The sequence below is a fragment of the Desulfofustis glycolicus DSM 9705 genome (assembly GCF_900130015.1).
Classification (GTDB): Bacteria; Desulfobacterota; Desulfobulbia; order Desulfobulbales; family Desulfocapsaceae; genus Desulfofustis; species Desulfofustis glycolicus.
Map to the genome: position 1 here is coordinate 64,890 of NZ_FQXS01000012.1, position 15,200 is coordinate 80,089.

Consider the following 15,200-nt stretch of genomic DNA (forward strand, 5'->3'; position numbering starts at 1 on the left):
TGATGCAATCAGCAGTAAACGATGTGAGATCGGCTTCCCGTCCGCCCGGACGGTGCTGCGGCTCGCTCCTGAAGCAATAAACTATGCGTACCGCCTTGACCGCCGGCCGATGAGACGGAACGGGAACCGTCCGGCATGCTGAAACGCGTCCATCGTCTGCTCGGCTCTGCGGCGAAACGGCTCAATCGCCTGGCCAACTCCTCGACGACCGTCTATCACCGCCTCTCGCGTTCCGGCGGGAAAAAGCAAGAAAAGAGCCCGGCCCCGATCGCTCCGGAGGCAGCTCCGTCGCCGGAGGTGTCACCCGCCGCGGCCGGGCGGGAAGAGGCAATCGATCCTGCGCCGCGGCCGGCCGAACCGGCTGGGGCCACAGGCCGGAAGCGGCGCCGCGGACAGGAGACGTCAGAGCCGGAGTGGAGTATCGATGATTTTGTCGTCGATCCGCTGCCCGGTAAGAGCCGGTTTCACGATTTTGCCATTGACCAGCGGGTCATGCGCGGCATTGCCGAACAGAATTTTCGCTATTGCACCCCGATCCAACAGCAGGGCCTGCCAACTGTACTGACCGGCAGGGATCTGATCGCCAGGGCCCAGACCGGCACCGGTAAAACGGCGGTCTTCCTGATCGGGGTATTCTGTCGTCTGCTTCAGGATCAGCAGCGGCTGCCACCGCCGGGGCACCCCCGGGCCCTGGTCATCGCCCCGACGAGAGAGCTGGTGATCCAGATCGTTAAAGAAGGCCAGGCCCTCGGCGCCCACGCACCGCTACAACTCGCCGCCGTTTACGGCGGCTCGAATCTCAGGGCCCAGGAAGAGGAATTGCGCTCCCGACGCACGGACATGGTTGTTGCCACCCCGGGACGATTACTCGATTTCCTGCGACGCCGGGTATTGGTTTTCGACCGCTGTACGACGCTGGTCATCGATGAAGCAGACCGGATGCTCGACATGGGGTTCCTGCCCGACGTCAGGCGTATCCTGTCGCAATTGCCGGATCGGGACAAGCGGCAGACCATGCTGTTTTCCGCGACCATTTCCGATGACGTCAGGCGCCTGGCCGACCGCTGGTGCCGCAACCCGGTCTCCCATGAGGCCGGAGAACAAAGCGTGTCCGTGGACAAGATCGCTCAACGGGTCTATCTGACCACTGCCGAAGAGAAGTTTGGACTGCTGTATAACCTGATCAAGAGCTGTCCGAACGGACGGATCCTCATATTCGAAAACATGAAGAGCGACGCCGCCCGGCTTGCCGATCGCCTCGGCGATCACGGCATCGACAGTCTGCTGCTTACCGGCGACGTACCGCAGCCGAAGCGACTCAGTCGGCTGGAGGCATTCCGTTCAGGTAGTACCCGGGTGATGGTGGCAACGGATGTGGCCGGTCGGGGGATACACGTCGATGACATCATCTACGTCGTCAATTACACCCTGCCCGAGGAACCGGAGAACTATGTTCACCGGATAGGTCGTACCGGCCGGGCCGGGGCCAAGGGGGTGGCCGTCAGCTTTGCTTGTGAAAAAGGCTCGTTCGTCATTCCCGATATCGAGGAATTTACCGGGCGGCCGCTGCCCTGCCTCGAACCGGAGGAGGACCTGCTGACCCCGGTGCCACCGCGAACGGCGGCACGCCAGCGACCGGCCAAGAGACGCCGGAAGCCGCGCCGGAAATCGACCGACCGGACGGGTGAGGGGAATCAACGGTGATTTGTGCTCAGTGTCCGGAACAAGGGCTTGTCGCTCCGCTGTTTTTGTGCTATAAAGTGAAATTCACTTGATCGGGCTGACCGTTGCATGGGTGAGCCCCTTCTCGTTTTTTGAGGCGTCTGCCCCGGCAGGCAAAGTGTTAACCCGAAAACCAGTACAGTTTCGACTGTACCGCGAGTTGAACCCATGACAGACGAATTTAACCAGGAAAATCAGGCGGGAAGTGAAGAGCTGAGTTTTGCCGAGCTCTTCGAGATGGAAGAGAACAATACGGTTGTTGAAGTCGGCAACGTTACCGAGGGAATGATTATCGGCGAAGATGATGAATGCTACCTCGTCGATGTCGGAGACAAGGCGGAGAGCTACATCCCGAAATCCGAGTTCCGCCACGACGATGTCGGCGAACTCAAGGTCGGCGACACGGTCGAGGTCTTTGTCGAACGCCGCAAGGACGAAGGAGGCCTGCTCCTGTCTCGGGAAAAGGCGATTGCCATCAAAGTCTGGGAGGATATCGCCAAGATCCAGGAGGCAGACGGTACCATTCAGGGTCGGATCGACAGCCGGGTCAAGGGCGGTATGTCCGTCGACATCGGTGTTCCCGCTTTTCTTCCTTATTCGCAGATCGACCTGCGACCGGTTAAGGATCTCGATGCACTGATCGGTCAGTCGTTTGATTTCAAGATCCTCAAATTCAATCGCAAACGCAATAACGTCGTTATTTCCCGGCGGGCAATCCTCGAGGAAGAACGCAACAAACTGCGCGAGGAAATGCGTTCCCGTCTGGAAGAGGGCCAAATCATCACCGGCTCGATCACTAACATCACCGATTACGGCCTGTTTATCGATATGGGCGGCATGGACGGTCTCTGCCATATCACCGACCTGAGCTGGGGGCGTGTATCGCATCCGGCCAAACTTTACAAGGTCGGTCAGGAAGTCGATGTCAAGGTCCTCAAATACGATCGGACAAACGATCGGGTGTCCCTGGGCATCAAGCAGTTGCGCGAAGATCCGTGGGAGACGGTGACCGATCGCTATCCGGTTGGCGAAAAAGCGGCCGGCAAGGTTGTGTCGATTACCGATTACGGTGTCTTCGTTGAACTCGAAGAAGGTGTCGAAGGCCTGATTCATGTATCCGAGATGACGTGGTCAAAGAAACCGCGGCATCCTTCCAAAATGGTGACTGTCGGTGATCCGATCGAGGTCATGGTGCTCAATATCGAACCGGAGACCAAACGGATCTCGCTGGGCATGAAGCAATTGCAGCCCAATCCGTGGGATATGGTTATCGAGAGTTATCCGGTCGGCGCGATTATCGAAGGGAAAATCAAGAATATCACAGATTTTGGTGTGTTCATCGGTATCGAGGAAGGGATCGACGGGCTCATTCATGTATCCGATCTGTCCTGGACCGAGCGGATTAAACACCCGGCCGAGAAGTATGCCAAGGGCGATACCATCCAGGCGGTCGTTTTGAAGATCGATAAGGAAAACGAACGATTTTCACTCGGCGTCAAGCAGTTGACGCCTGATCCGTGGCAGACCGCGTACAATAACTATCCGTCCGGCACCGTTGTCGAGGGTGAGATCACCAACGTCACCGATTTTGGAGTTTTCGTTAAGCTGGAAGAGGGTATCGAAGGGCTCGTTCACGTGTCCGAAATTCCCAAAGACAAGGTCAAGAGCCCGGCTGAATTCTATAAGATCGGCGATGTCCTCAAGGCTATCGTGATCAACGTATCGGCCAAGGATCGCAAGATCGGTCTGTCGGTGAAGACCCTCGAGGACGAGGGGGAGGCGGAGGCCGTGCAGAAGATCAAGAAGGCCGAGGCGGAAATCGCCGAGGCGGCGCCTGCCACGTTCGGCGACCTGTTGAAGGCCGCAGCGGAAGGGGGCAACAAGTCGGAAGAATAACCTTTCTGCCGGCCGTGTTTGAAGGGAAAGGTTGTTTTGCCGTAACGATCGGCAGAGCAACCTTTTTTTATATAGGTCAATGCGCTCCGGGGGCGGCCTCACCGTTGTCTCCGGCATGAAGGTGCGAGGAGTTGAGACGATAGATGAACATGTTGAAAAAAGAGATTGTCGATCAGATCAGCAGTGATCTTTCGATCCAGAAACAGGATGTTCTTGTGGCGGTCGATACCATTTTGGATACCATGGCCACCGCGCTCACTGGCGGTCGACGGGTGGAGTTGCGCGGGTTCGGCAGCTTTTCCACGCGGAGCCGGAAGGCCCGGCAGACCAAGAATCCACGAACCGGTAAGATCATGGATATCGGTGAGCGGAAGACCATCCACTTCACCATGAGTAAGTCACTGAAAGACGCGCTGATCAGCGGAAGGGAGTAACGTCGCCCTTGCCCACCCTGAGAATTTCCGGAACGTCGCCGGTCAGCGCGATGATCGATGAGGGGTCCGGGTACACCGGGCCGCCGTCGATGATCAGGTCGACCCGATTGCCGATCAACTCCTCGATTTCATAGGCCTCGGCGGGCACCGGCACATCGTCGCTGACCGGGATGCTGGTGGTGATGATCGGCGAACCGAGTTCTTCGATGAGTGACCGGCAAATTGCATTCTCCGGAACCCGGATACCGACGGTTTTCTGGCGGGTGGTCATGACCTTGGGAACGAGTTTCGTGCCCGGCAGGACGAAAGTGAACGGACCCGGCAGGTTTTTCCTCAGCAGGCGATAGGCTGTATTTGATACGTGAGCATATTCGCTGATGTTTTTCAGATCGGAACACATAAAGGAGAACGGCTTGTGGTGCGGTCTCCGCTTGAGCAATTCGATTCGGCGGATTGCTTTCGGATTGAAGATGTCACAGCCGATGCCATAACCGGTGTCGGTGGGATAGCAGATAACGGCCCCATGCCTGATCGATTCGACGACTTGTTTGATCATGCGGGGCTGCGGGTTGTGCGGGTTGATTTCGATGATCATGATATGGTGTCGATAGCAAGCGTCGCCCGGGTTCTGGATATTTTCAGAGCGTTATCTCTAATGGACTGATGCTCGAACGGGGTGCTGACCCCGGATGGTGACAGTCATGGGCAGAATATAAGTATCGGTTGTTCGCTGCGCAATAATTCTTAACTTTTCAGATGGTTGGCAGGATTTGCCGGCAAAGGAGTGACCTATGTTACCAGATAGTTATGAAATGGCACTAACTTTCGATGATCTTTTGCTCGTGCCGGCAGCATCCGCTGTACTGCCCAACGAAGTATCCCTGGCGACCCGCTTGACTCGAAAGATCAGGCTTAACTGTCCACTGATCAGCGCGGCGATGGATACGGTCACCGAGTCAGCGACGGCGATCACCATGGCCCGCGAGGGCGGGCTTGGTATCATTCACAAGAATATGGGGATCGAAAGTCAGGCGCAGGAGGTAGAACGGGTCAAGAAGTCGGAATCGGGGATGATTACCGATCCGATCGTCGTCCACCAGGACCAGTCGGTGGCCGAGGTCCAGGACATCATGAGCCGCTACAAGATTTCCGGCCTGCCGGTCCTCCATGAAGGCAAGCTGGTCGGTATCGTCACCAACCGCGATCTGCGCTTCGTCTCCGATGCCGACCTCAGAGTTTCCGACGTGATGACCAGCAAGAACCTGGTGACCGCCAAAGCCGGTATCACCCTGGAGCATTCCAAAGCCCTGCTCCATGAGCATCGCATCGAGAAATTGCTGGTCGTCGATGACGATGGCAATCTCAAAGGGTTAATCACTATCAAGGATTTGGAAAAAATAAAGAAATATCCCAACTCGGCCAAGGACGAGTTCGGCCGGCTGATCGTCGGGGCCGCCATCGGCGTCGGACCGAACTGCGAGGCCGATGTCGAGAGGCTGATAAAGGCCGGCGTCGACGTGGTAGTCCTTGATTCGGCCCACGGCCATTCCAGCGGAGTGGTGCGGACGCTGCAGGCGATTCGCGGGGCCTTTCCCGATCTTGAGATCGTTGCCGGCAACATCGCCACTGCCGAGGCGGTTGAAGACCTGATAAAGGCCGGCGCCAGCGCCGTCAAAGTCGGCGTCGGGCCCGGTTCGATCTGTACCACCAGAATCGTTGCCGGCGTCGGGGTTCCGCAGTTTACGGCCCTGAGGCATTGCGTCAAGGTGGCTGCCGCTCACGATATCCCGGTGATTGCCGACGGCGGCATCAAGCACTCCGGCGATCTGGCCAAAGCGATCGGCGCCGGGGCGTCGGCGGTGATGATCGGCAGCCTGTTCGCCGGAACCGACGAGACACCGGGTGAAACGTTTCTCTACCAGGGGCGCACCTATAAGGGGTATCGGGGGATGGGCTCGCTCGGGGCCATGGCCCGCGGTTCCTCGGACCGCTATTTTCAGGCCGAAGTAGAAGCTGCGGCGAAACTGGTCCCGGAAGGTATCGAGGGTAAAGTACCGTATCGTGGACCGCTTGCCAGTGTGCTCTATCAATTACTCGGCGGTCTGCGCTCGGGCATGGGCTATGTCGGTGCGGCGACCATTGCCGAGTTGCAGACCAAGGCCCGTTTCGTCCGCATCTCGTCGGCGGGATTGCGCGAATCCCATGTCCATGATGTCATTATTACCAAGGAAGCGCCTAATTATCGGATGGCATGACGACCTGCCGCCGCAGGCAATTAAACGGTTGAGCCTTTTGCAAAACTTAGATTTTCGTTCAAAATCAAGGCATGCGAAAAATTTTTCCGCAGGCATATATATGATATTCCGAGGATAAAATTTTGAGCAAAACGCAGAGTTTGGGCGAAAAGATTGTTTTGCAAATGGCTCGGTTAATCACCAGAGCAGAGAGGTCTCGCCGGAGATGAGCAGCCATACCGAGATGATCTTGATTCTTGATTTCGGGTCACAGACGACCCAGTTGATCGCCCGAAGAATCAGGGAGCAGAAGGTCTATTGCGAAATTCACCCTTATTCGATTTCCGTCGAGCGGATCAAGGAGCTGCGACCCGCCGGCATCGTCATGTCCGGCGGACCCTGTTCGGTCTATGACAACGATGCCCCCCACTCCGACCCGGCGGTCCTGGCTCTCGGTATCCCGATTCTCGGCATCTGCTATGGCGCCCAGTTGATGATCCTGCAGTGCGGCGGCCGGGTCGAACGAGCCGAAAAACGGGAGTTTGGCAAGGCCGAATTACAGGTACTGCGGACCGACGGCCTCTTTGCCGGACTGGAAACCGGAGAGGGAGTCCATCATCACCAGGTCTGGATGAGCCATGGCGACCGGGTCGAGGTGGTCCCGGACGGGTTCGAGGCCACCGCAGTCAGCGCCCACTCGCCGTTTGCGGCGCTGCGGCATCGTGACAAACCTTTTGTCGCCGTACAATTCCATCCGGAAGTGGCACACACCCTGATTGGTAACGACGTGTTGCGCAATTTCATTTTCGGTTTCTGCGGCTGCCGGCCGGACTGGACCATGCAGTCCTTCATCGAGACCACCGTGGCGGCACTCAGGGAGAAAGTGGGCACGGCCCGGGTCATCTGTGCGCTGAGCGGCGGGGTCGATTCCTCGGTCACGGCGGCGATGGTCCACCGGGCCATCGGCGACCAGCTGACCTGTATCTATGTCAACAACGGTCTGATGCGTTCTGGCGAATCGGAGGCGATTCTGCGGTTCTTCAAGGAAACGAGCAAGCTCAATGTGATCGACGTCGATGCCACCGACTTCTTCCTCGACGAATTGCACGGCGTGGTCGATCCGGAATTGAAACGCAAGAAGATCGGCCTCGGATTCATCAAGATCTTCGAGGAGGAGGCCGGCAAGATCGGTAATGTCTCTTACCTTGCCCAGGGTACCCTTTACCCCGACGTGATCGAGTCGGTATCCTTTCGTGGTGCGGCGCCGATCAAGTCCCATCACAATGTCGGCGGGCTGCCGGAGATTATGAAGCTCGATCTGATCGAACCGTTGCGGGAATTGTTCAAGGACGAGGTCCGGTTGCTTGGACTCGAACTCGGTCTGCCAGAAGAAGCCATCTACCGGCAGCCATTTCCCGGACCGGGACTCGGTATCCGGATCATGGGCGAGATTACCCGTGAACGGCTCGACATCCTGCGTCAGGCCGATGTCATCGTGCTTGATGAGATGAAAAAACAGGGCTGGTATCGGCAGGTCTGGCAATCGTTTGCGGTACTGCTGCCGATCCAGACGGTCGGGGTCATGGGTGACGGACGGACCTACGAGCACGTGGTGGCCATTCGCTGCGTCGATTCCCGAGATGCGATGACGGCCGACTGGTCGAGGCTGCCGTACGATCTGCTCGGCACCATGTCCACCAGGATCATCAACGAGGTCCGCGGCGTCAACCGGGTGGTTTATGATATCTCCTCGAAGCCGCCGTCGACCATTGAGTGGGAATAGCATGCTGAAGACCGGAATCTATGTCGATGCCGAAAACATCAGGCTCAGCGGTGGCTACGGCATGCGCTATGACGTGCTGGTGGAGTTGGCCAACAGCGGCAATTCCGTGCTGCTCCGGGCCAATTCCTACCTGGCCGAAGATCGGAGCCGAACCAAGGAGGACGACGAGTATCGCCAGAAACTCTATCGCTACCACAATATCATCCGGCAGTGCGGTTTCAAGGTCATCAAGAAATACGTCAAGCACTTTGTCGATGATGAGGGGATCCTGACGACCAAGGCCAATGCCGATATGGATCTGGCCATCGACGCATTGCTGCAGGCCCGGAACCTGGACCGGATCATCCTGCTCACCGGTGACGGCGATTTTATCCGTCTGGTGCTCGCCTTGCAGAACATGGGCTGCCGGGTCGAGGTGATCGGCTTTAACAACGTCAGCAGTGAACTCAAGGAAACGGCCGACAGTTACCTCTCCGGCTTCCTGGTTCCCGGTCTGCTGCCGATGCCGCCCGATGGCGCCGGCCGACTTCGGGGCATGCCGGTCAACTACAATGCCGATCGCGGGTTCGGGTTCCTGCGCTACTACAAATTGAGTGGTGGTGGACTGCGAGCGGAGACGGTGTTTTTTCATTGTTCGAAATCGACGGTGGCAAACGATGCGGTTTTTCTCGACGCCGCCAATATTTTCGAGTTTTCCATCGTCCAGAACCCGGAAAACAACAACCGCACCGAGGCAACCGATATCACCCTGCTGGAGGCGTGACGGCCGGAATGATGCGATCTGCTGCCGCCCGCTGCTTGGTGCCATGACCCCGTCTCTCATTGATCGTGGCCGTCGTGTCGTGTGCGCCTCTTTTCTGTCGCCAACTGCCCGGCCTCCAGAGATTGAACCCCTCGGAGCCGGCAGGATCAACGACACCTTTCTGGTCTCCAGTTCCGGCCATGTCCCGCTCGTTCTGCAGCGCATCAATGGTGATGTCTTTCCCGATCCGGTCTGCATTGCGGAAAACGTCGCCGCGGTTACGGCCCATCTTGCCGGCCGCCGGCAGCAGAGCGGGGGCGATGAGCGGTTTCCGCGTCTTGTGCCGGCACGGGATGGGAAGAGTTGTGCGATCGACCACGACGGCGCAGTATGGCGGGTGATCGAGTACGTCTCCGGAGCGGTCAGTTACCCCTTGGTCACGTCAGCGGACCAGGCCTTTGAGGTGGGGCGAATGCTCGGCCGCTTCCATCTGTTGCTCGATGATTTCGATTCCGGCGTGCTCCGGCCGCCGTTGCCCGGCTTTCACGATCTGCCCGCTTATTGCCGGGGCTTGGAGCAGACTTTGGCGGAGCCTCGGCGCTCTGCGAGCGGAGCCGCGCGCGACTGCTGCCTCCAGGTGGAGCAGCGGCTGGTCGATGCCGACGCGCTCGTTCGGGCACACCAGCGTGGTGAGTTGGTCCAACGCCTGATTCATGGCGACCCGAAATGCGACAATGTTTTGTTCGATCGGAGCACTCTTCGGGCGGTCGCCCTGATCGATCTGGATACCGTTTCGCCCGGCCTGGTGCTCTGGGATCTCGGCGATTGCTTGCGCTCGGTCTGCAACCCGGCTGGAGAACGACCGCCTGATCGGCGACCGGGGAAGTTTCATCTCGATCTTTGCCGTGCCGTCCTGACCGGCTACCGTGCCGGCGGTGCCGACCTGAGTGCAGCTGAGAGGTCGCTGCTTTTTCAAGGGCTACGCCTGCTCACCTTTGAACTCGGGGTCCGTTTTCTGACCGATTACCTGGCCGGTGACCGTTACTTCAAGGTTGAAGAGCCGGAAGATAATCTCGACCGGGCCAGGGTCCAATTCGATCTGTTGGCACAGATTGAGCATCAACAGGCAGGTATTGAGGCACTGGTTGCCGATATCTGGCCTTGAGCTGGCCGGGGTGACGCTTCCGGCACGACAGCTGCTTTCACTAAGGGGAACCTTGAAAAATTGTTATTTCGCCCAATCTCATCGTTACGCAATCGAATTTTATCATCGGAATATCATGTATATGCCTGCGGTAAAATTTTCTTGCGCGCCTCGATCTCGATCGAAATTCCGAATTTTTCAAGCTCCCCTAAGGAAAAAGAAGGAAAGGATATGCAAAAGACAATGGAGCGCCCCCCTTCACCACTGACAATCGGCCATCGTTCGAGCCAGTGCCGGGCGCGTACCGCCGAACTGGCGACGCGACACGGCGTCATCCAGACGCCGGTGTTCATGCCGGTGGGAACTCAGGCGACCGTTAAGGCGATTACCCCGGAAAACTTGCAGGAGATCGGGGCCCAGATCATCCTCGGTAATACCTACCATCTGTTTGTGCGGCCGGGGCATCGGTTGATCGAACGATGCGGCGGCCTGCATCGCTTCATGAACTGGGATCGGGCAATTCTTACCGATTCGGGCGGATTTCAGATCTTCAGTCTGAAGAAATTGTCCAGAATTACCGAGGAGGGCGCCGCATTTCGCTCGCATCTCGACGGTTCCCGGTTGTTTCTCAGCCCGGAAGATGCGATCGAGGTCCAGGAGGCGCTCGGCTCGGATATCATGATGTGCCTCGATACCTGTATCCCGTATCCGGCTGATCGTACCGAGACCAGTGGTGCCACCGCGTTGACCGGTCGGTGGGCCTGGCGTTGCCGGGAGGCTCGGACCAAGCATGATCACTTGCTGTTCGGCATCGTCCAGGGCGGTATGTATCCGGATCTGCGCCGCGAATCGGCCCGGACCATGATAGACATCGGCTTTGACGGCTATGCCGTCGGCGGCCTCTCCGTTGGCGAAGAGAAGGAGCAGATGTACGATATGACAGAAGTAACTGCGGACTGTTTGCCCGATGATTACCCGCGCTACCTGATGGGAGTCGGAACCCCGGAGGATCTGGTCGAAGGGGTCTGGCGCGGCATTGATATGTTCGATTGCGTGATGCCGACGAGAAATGCCCGCAACGGCACCCTGTTCACGTCGACCGGTCGGGTGGTACTGAAAAATTCCCGGTATCGGGATGATCAGTTGCCGATCGACGAATCCTGCGATTGCTACACCTGCCGCAACTATTCCCGGGCCTATCTCCGTCATCTTTTCGTCAGTCGGGAAATTCTTTCGTATCAGCTCAATACGATCCATAATATCCATTATTATATCAACCTGATGCGTCAAATCAGGGAGGCGATTGCCGGAGATTGTCTGGCGTCGTTTCGCAACGATTTTTATAGCGGCCTTGCGGCCGAGTGATTATGGTTAGGCCCAAGTTTTTTCGTCTATTCGGACAAATCGATTCTCAAAGGGAGGTACTCAGATGACAAGTATAGCCTACGCGGCCGAAGGGGCAGCGGGCGGAGGAGCAGCCGGGGGATTTGCGTCATTCATCCCGTTGATCCTGATTTTCGTGGTTTTTTATTTTCTGTTGATTCGGCCTCAGCAAAAGCAGGCAAAACAGCATCAGGCCTATTTGAGCGAGTTGAAAAAGGGAGACCGGGTGGTCACCAAGGGTGGCGTCTACGGTGAAATCACCGGCCTGACCGATGGTGTGCTGACCCTGGAGATTGCCGATAACGTGCGGATCAAGGTGGCCCGTGACGCCATCGCCGGCCCGCAGGTAAAAGAAGACGCCAAATCGGAGGCGGGCGGCAAGGAGAAGAAGGCCAAGTCCTCAGGGTCGTGAGGGATTAGAGGCTGCTGATTGTTCTACAGGTGTAGAATTGGACACGAAGGGCGGACCGGCATCAGCCGATCCGCCCTTCGTGTTTTCACGCCCGGTCAATTATCGGCTCACCGATGGTTTTACATGAAAATCAATCGCTCCGGGGGATGGCCGCTGGCCGGTCCTGCCTCCGGCTGCTGACGTCCTGTCCACAGCCCTACGGGCCTGATTCTCCGGCCCGCCGGTCCTTCACGATGCAGCCTCCGGCAGGATCGGCCAGCTCTTCCGACCACGATGCCGATCATGTTTCGTTGTGACCATTAGCCATGGGGGTTATATGCCCCACCAGCGGCCAAGAGCGACGATTGCCACACCGACCACCATTGACAGGAAGACATTGCCCGTCTTGCAGCTACACAGGCCGGTCGCCAGCGTGGCCAGCCAGCCGATCGGCCCGGCGGCCACTGCGGCCGGGATAATCAGGGAGAGGAGAATGGTGCCGGGCAGCGCATCCATGAACGTTTTAAACCGGCCTGATTTCGGTAAACGACCGGCAAGCAGCAGTCCGGAGATCCGCAGGCCGTAGGTTACCAGCGCCGCTGCACCGATAACGAGCCAAACCAGCAGTGTGTCAGCCATTGCCGTGCCCCCTGCCCGGCTCGGTCTCGCGCACTGCAGCTGCCAGTGCCCCGGCAACGCCGCCGCAGACGATATACCATTTCCCCGGTAGCAGGGCCTCACTGGCCAAGGCGAACATTGCTGCGATCAGCCAGGGCAGCAAGTCGCGACGTCCCCTCCAGAAACTGAAAACCAGCGCGGTAAAGACCGCTACAAAGGAAAAATCGAGTCCGTATCGCTCCGGATTGGTGATCACCGCGCCGAGGCGATGGCCGAGCATGGTGCCGCTACACCAGGCGAGTTGAACGCAGAGACCGCCGCCGAGCAAAAACCAGGTGGAAACCCTCTGCTTGTGAAAACGAGCCATGGTAATGGCCCAGTTTTCGTCAGCAACCAGATGCATGAACAAAAAGCGATGGCGCAGGGATGTTCCCTGGAAGAGCGGACTGAGCGAGGCGCCGATCAGCAGGTAGCGCATGTTGATCACCAGCACGGCCAGCGTAATCTCGACGATCGGCAGCGGTGGCAGCCACATATCGACTATGACGAATTGCGCTGAACCGGCAAAAACGCTCAGGTTCATGACCAGCAACTGATACCAGGTCAGTCCTTTCTGGGCAGCGAGCAGGCCGAGAACGCTGCCGTAGGCGCCGACACTGGCGGCAACGACGAGGCTGGCGGTGAATCCGGCCCGGAGGTCGAGGTGCTGTTGGAGGTGACGATTTCCCATTTGTGGACCGGTGATCCGGACGAAGAACGAAGATTATCTGTGGCATGTACAGTTGTTACCGCTGCGGCACCGATTATAATCACAGCTGAAGCATGATGGCAAGGGGTTCTGCGAAGGCCATTTAGGGTGCCGGAAACCCGGCCGATTGAGGAGTTCCTGTGGCGACGGTGTGCCGCCGTCGCCACAGGCGATGCTGCGTCGACCGGTCGGCACTACGATGAGGGGGGAATCAGCTATTTTCTTGTTCAAAAATAGAAAGACGGCTATAGTCCGGTTTTGTATTTTGTGGACAAAGATTTGTTTTTCTGGGATGTTGCCTGGTGCCGCCGGAGCAGATCGATTGACACGGCACCACGATCAGGTGAGTGGATGACCCGAGAGGAGATCACCAGACAGCCATGATGACGATGCGTCTGAAATACACCAAATACTCTCAGCTGAAAATTTTCCTGATTGTTTCTTTTCTCGTCGGCGCCACCCTCTGTGTGGTCCAGTCCGCTCACATATTCACGCCGTTCGACATGGCGCTGTTCAGGATGGATTCGCTTGAGGGGTATCAGCCGATACCGCTCAGTGTCACCGTGCTGATCATCATGTTTCACACCTTGTTTCCCGGTATCATCATTCTTGAAGAAGGGGTGGTCAAGGGCATGATCTATACGGTCATTGCCTGGTTTTTTTATGCCGTGCTGATCCACTCCTATTCCACAGCTTTTCACCTGTTTATGCCGGTATCGGCCCCGCTGATCGGCACACTGGCTGCTATCATCAGAGTCCTGGCCTGGGGGTCGACGGTTCTTGAAGAAGAGAAGAACGATATCAGAAACACGTTCGGGCATTTTGTCGAACCGAGCATTGCCACATTGGCCATCGAGAATCCCGGCTTGCTCAAGGAGGACGGCGTCCTCAAGACGGTCACCGTGATGTTTGCCGATCTCCGTGGATTTACAAAACTCTGCCGGGATATCGAGCCCGAGCAGGTGATCAAGATGATGCGTGAATGTTTCGGCAAATTGATTTCGATTGCCCGGGCCAATGATGGCGTTATCGATAAACTGATCGGAGACTCCCTGATGGTGGTTTGGGGGAACCCGGTGGAGCGGCCGGATCATGCCGAACGAGCAGTGGAAGCGGCGCTGGAGATGCAGGCGATGATGCGCAACCTGCGTCATCGGTGGCAGACCCGCATGGGCGTGAAGATTGATTTGGGTATCGGTATCAATACCGATCAGGTGGTGGTCGGCACTATCGGTTCCGAGGAGTATTGCGACTATACGGTTCTTGGCTATGGCGTCAATATCGCCTCCCGGATCGAGCGGGGCTGCCCGGGTGGCGAAATCTGCGTTTCCAAGAAAACCATGGAATTGCTGGGCGGGCTCTACCGTTGCGAAGCAATGGGCCGATTCGAATATAAAAACGTCAGAGACAAGATCGAGGTGTTTCGGGTGCTCCAGGATCGTGATCAGGGAGAAAACACGTAGATCGCACTGACACTGAAAATCCACATGCAGGCAACGGCCAGCGTTGCCTTGCCCTCGCTCAGACCCTGTCCCACCACCATACTTTTCTTGATCAGCACAAACGACCAGACAAAAGACAGGAGCAGGGGCACCAGGAAGATGGACATCACCGCTCCATCGTCCGGCCGGAAGCGGATGGCATAGTTCAGTAGCGGAGCGAACAGCCAGAACGGCAGCGTTGCCAGGCCGATCAACTCGAGAACCAGGACCAGGCCGCCCGGACCGCCGAACGCCTTCGCGGCGGCCCAGTAAATAAGCGTCAGGCCGAAGAGGACCGCGAACATGGTGAAGATGCCGTAGAGAATGAGCAGAAGAGACAGAAGCAGCAGCATCCGCCCTGTCAACGCTTCGCTCCCGGCCTGACCGATGACGCCGATCAGATTGGACAGCCCGAACAATGTGCCGAGAATGGCAATATTGATCAGCATGACCGGGCGGGCCTTTCCCTCCAGGGCCAAGCGAAACACCTCTTCTTTGCCGGTGGCGAGGGCGGGAAGTAGATCCAGGTAGCGCGGCACGTCTCGTTCTCTCTTCCTATAGAGCAAATAATCGGGATCGATCCGGGGGCCCCGTTGCCGCCCCCGGATCGGTTCGTGGTTGTCG

14 protein-coding genes are annotated in these 15,200 nt (G+C 57.6%); 10 read left to right on the forward strand and 4 right to left on the reverse strand.

Translation table 11 applies throughout. The features are described 5' to 3' along the window. Positions 1-135 precede the first annotated feature (135 nt). The 3 genes from BUC26_RS11170 to BUC26_RS11180 all read left to right on the forward strand — a co-directional run bounded on the left by BUC26_RS11170 (position 136) and on the right by BUC26_RS11180 (position 4,052). Positions 136-1,704, forward strand: a complete 1,569-nt coding sequence (locus tag BUC26_RS11170; RefSeq protein ID WP_073376025.1) for a DEAD/DEAH box helicase — start codon at positions 136-138, stop codon at positions 1,702-1,704. Between the two features lie 186 nt (positions 1,705-1,890). Beyond that, positions 1,891-3,618: a 30S ribosomal protein S1 gene (locus tag BUC26_RS11175; protein WP_073376026.1), complete on the forward strand. Its 1,728-nt coding sequence runs from the start codon at positions 1,891-1,893 to the stop codon at positions 3,616-3,618. 143 nt (positions 3,619-3,761) lie between these two features. After that, entirely contained in the window at positions 3,762-4,052 is a 291-nt protein-coding gene (locus tag BUC26_RS11180; RefSeq protein ID WP_244155839.1) for an HU family DNA-binding protein, read from the forward strand. Here the strand turns inward: BUC26_RS11180 and BUC26_RS11185 are convergent. After that, on the reverse strand, positions 4,036-4,647 hold the full coding sequence (locus BUC26_RS11185) for an L-threonylcarbamoyladenylate synthase (protein WP_073376028.1): 612 nt from the start codon (positions 4,645-4,647) through the stop codon (positions 4,036-4,038). The two genes, BUC26_RS11180 and BUC26_RS11185, sit on opposite strands and share 17 nt — an antisense overlap. Positions 4,648-4,843: 196 nt before the next feature. Between BUC26_RS11185 and guaB the strand changes: the two genes are divergently transcribed. The 6 genes from guaB to yajC all read left to right on the forward strand — a co-directional run bounded on the left by guaB (position 4,844) and on the right by yajC (position 11,750). Further along, complete coding sequence (gene guaB, locus BUC26_RS11190) at positions 4,844-6,307, forward strand: IMP dehydrogenase (RefSeq protein ID WP_073376030.1); 1,464 nt, start codon at positions 4,844-4,846, stop codon at positions 6,305-6,307. Between the two features lie 205 nt (positions 6,308-6,512). Then, on the forward strand, positions 6,513-8,069 hold the full coding sequence (gene guaA / locus BUC26_RS11195) for a glutamine-hydrolyzing GMP synthase (protein WP_073376031.1): 1,557 nt from the start codon (positions 6,513-6,515) through the stop codon (positions 8,067-8,069). A gap of 1 nt (position 8,070) precedes the next feature. After that, positions 8,071-8,832 (forward strand): NYN domain-containing protein, encoded by a 762-nt coding sequence (locus BUC26_RS11200; protein WP_073376033.1) that lies wholly within the window; start codon positions 8,071-8,073, stop codon positions 8,830-8,832. Positions 8,833-8,875: 43 nt separating this feature from the next. Then, positions 8,876-9,976, forward strand: coding sequence for a phosphotransferase enzyme family protein (locus BUC26_RS11205; protein ID WP_073376034.1), 1,101 nt, complete (start codon positions 8,876-8,878; stop codon positions 9,974-9,976). Between the two features lie 222 nt (positions 9,977-10,198). Then, complete coding sequence (tgt, locus tag BUC26_RS11210; protein WP_073376136.1) at positions 10,199-11,320, forward strand: tRNA guanosine(34) transglycosylase Tgt; 1,122 nt, start codon at positions 10,199-10,201, stop codon at positions 11,318-11,320. 64 nt (positions 11,321-11,384) lie between these two features. Continuing rightward, positions 11,385-11,750, forward strand: coding sequence for a preprotein translocase subunit YajC (gene yajC / locus BUC26_RS11215; RefSeq protein WP_073376036.1), 366 nt, complete (start codon positions 11,385-11,387; stop codon positions 11,748-11,750). A 312-nt stretch (positions 11,751-12,062) separates the two neighbouring features. Here yajC and BUC26_RS11220 read toward each other — a convergent pair whose 3' ends face one another. Both BUC26_RS11220 and BUC26_RS11225 read right to left on the reverse strand, forming a co-directional pair. Then, a complete protein-coding gene (locus tag BUC26_RS11220) occupies positions 12,063-12,368 on the reverse strand; it encodes an AzlD family protein (RefSeq protein WP_073376038.1) in 306 nt (101 codons plus the stop codon). After that, positions 12,361-13,077 (reverse strand): AzlC family ABC transporter permease, encoded by a 717-nt coding sequence (locus tag BUC26_RS11225; protein ID WP_073376039.1) that lies wholly within the window; start codon positions 13,075-13,077, stop codon positions 12,361-12,363. The genes BUC26_RS11220 and BUC26_RS11225 overlap by 8 nt, the downstream gene beginning before the upstream one ends. A gap of 398 nt (positions 13,078-13,475) precedes the next feature. On the opposite strand from BUC26_RS11225, the gene BUC26_RS11230 reads away from it, so the two are divergent. After that, a complete protein-coding gene (locus BUC26_RS11230; RefSeq protein ID WP_073376041.1) occupies positions 13,476-14,558 on the forward strand; it encodes an adenylate/guanylate cyclase domain-containing protein in 1,083 nt (360 codons plus the stop codon). On the opposite strand, the gene BUC26_RS11235 is transcribed toward BUC26_RS11230, so the two are convergent. Beyond that, complete coding sequence (locus tag BUC26_RS11235; RefSeq protein WP_073376042.1) at positions 14,540-15,115, reverse strand: YIP1 family protein; 576 nt, start codon at positions 15,113-15,115, stop codon at positions 14,540-14,542. The genes BUC26_RS11230 and BUC26_RS11235 overlap by 19 nt on opposite strands. Positions 15,116-15,200 lie beyond the last annotated feature (85 nt).

Coding starts and splice junctions, on each gene's coding strand:
- BUC26_RS11175 (WP_073376026.1), top strand. CDS start 1,891: ATGACAGACGAATTTAACCAGGAAAATCAGGCGGGAAGTGAAGAGCTG.
- BUC26_RS11225 (WP_073376039.1), bottom strand. CDS start 13,077: ATGGGAAATCGTCACCTCCAACAGCACCTCGACCTCCGGGCCGGATTC.
- BUC26_RS11180 (WP_244155839.1), top strand. CDS start 3,762: ATGAACATGTTGAAAAAAGAGATTGTCGATCAGATCAGCAGTGATCTT.
- guaB (WP_073376030.1), top strand. CDS start 4,844: ATGTTACCAGATAGTTATGAAATGGCACTAACTTTCGATGATCTTTTG.
- BUC26_RS11185 (WP_073376028.1), bottom strand. CDS start 4,647: ATGATCATCGAAATCAACCCGCACAACCCGCAGCCCCGCATGATCAAA.
- BUC26_RS11230 (WP_073376041.1), top strand. CDS start 13,476: ATGATGACGATGCGTCTGAAATACACCAAATACTCTCAGCTGAAAATT.
- guaA (WP_073376031.1), top strand. CDS start 6,513: ATGAGCAGCCATACCGAGATGATCTTGATTCTTGATTTCGGGTCACAG.
- tgt (WP_073376136.1), top strand. CDS start 10,199: ATGGAGCGCCCCCCTTCACCACTGACAATCGGCCATCGTTCGAGCCAG.
- BUC26_RS11205 (WP_073376034.1), top strand. CDS start 8,876: ATGACCCCGTCTCTCATTGATCGTGGCCGTCGTGTCGTGTGCGCCTCT.
- BUC26_RS11220 (WP_073376038.1), bottom strand. CDS start 12,368: ATGGCTGACACACTGCTGGTTTGGCTCGTTATCGGTGCAGCGGCGCTG.
- BUC26_RS11170 (WP_073376025.1), top strand. CDS start 136: ATGCTGAAACGCGTCCATCGTCTGCTCGGCTCTGCGGCGAAACGGCTC.
- yajC (WP_073376036.1), top strand. CDS start 11,385: ATGACAAGTATAGCCTACGCGGCCGAAGGGGCAGCGGGCGGAGGAGCA.
- BUC26_RS11200 (WP_073376033.1), top strand. CDS start 8,071: ATGCTGAAGACCGGAATCTATGTCGATGCCGAAAACATCAGGCTCAGC.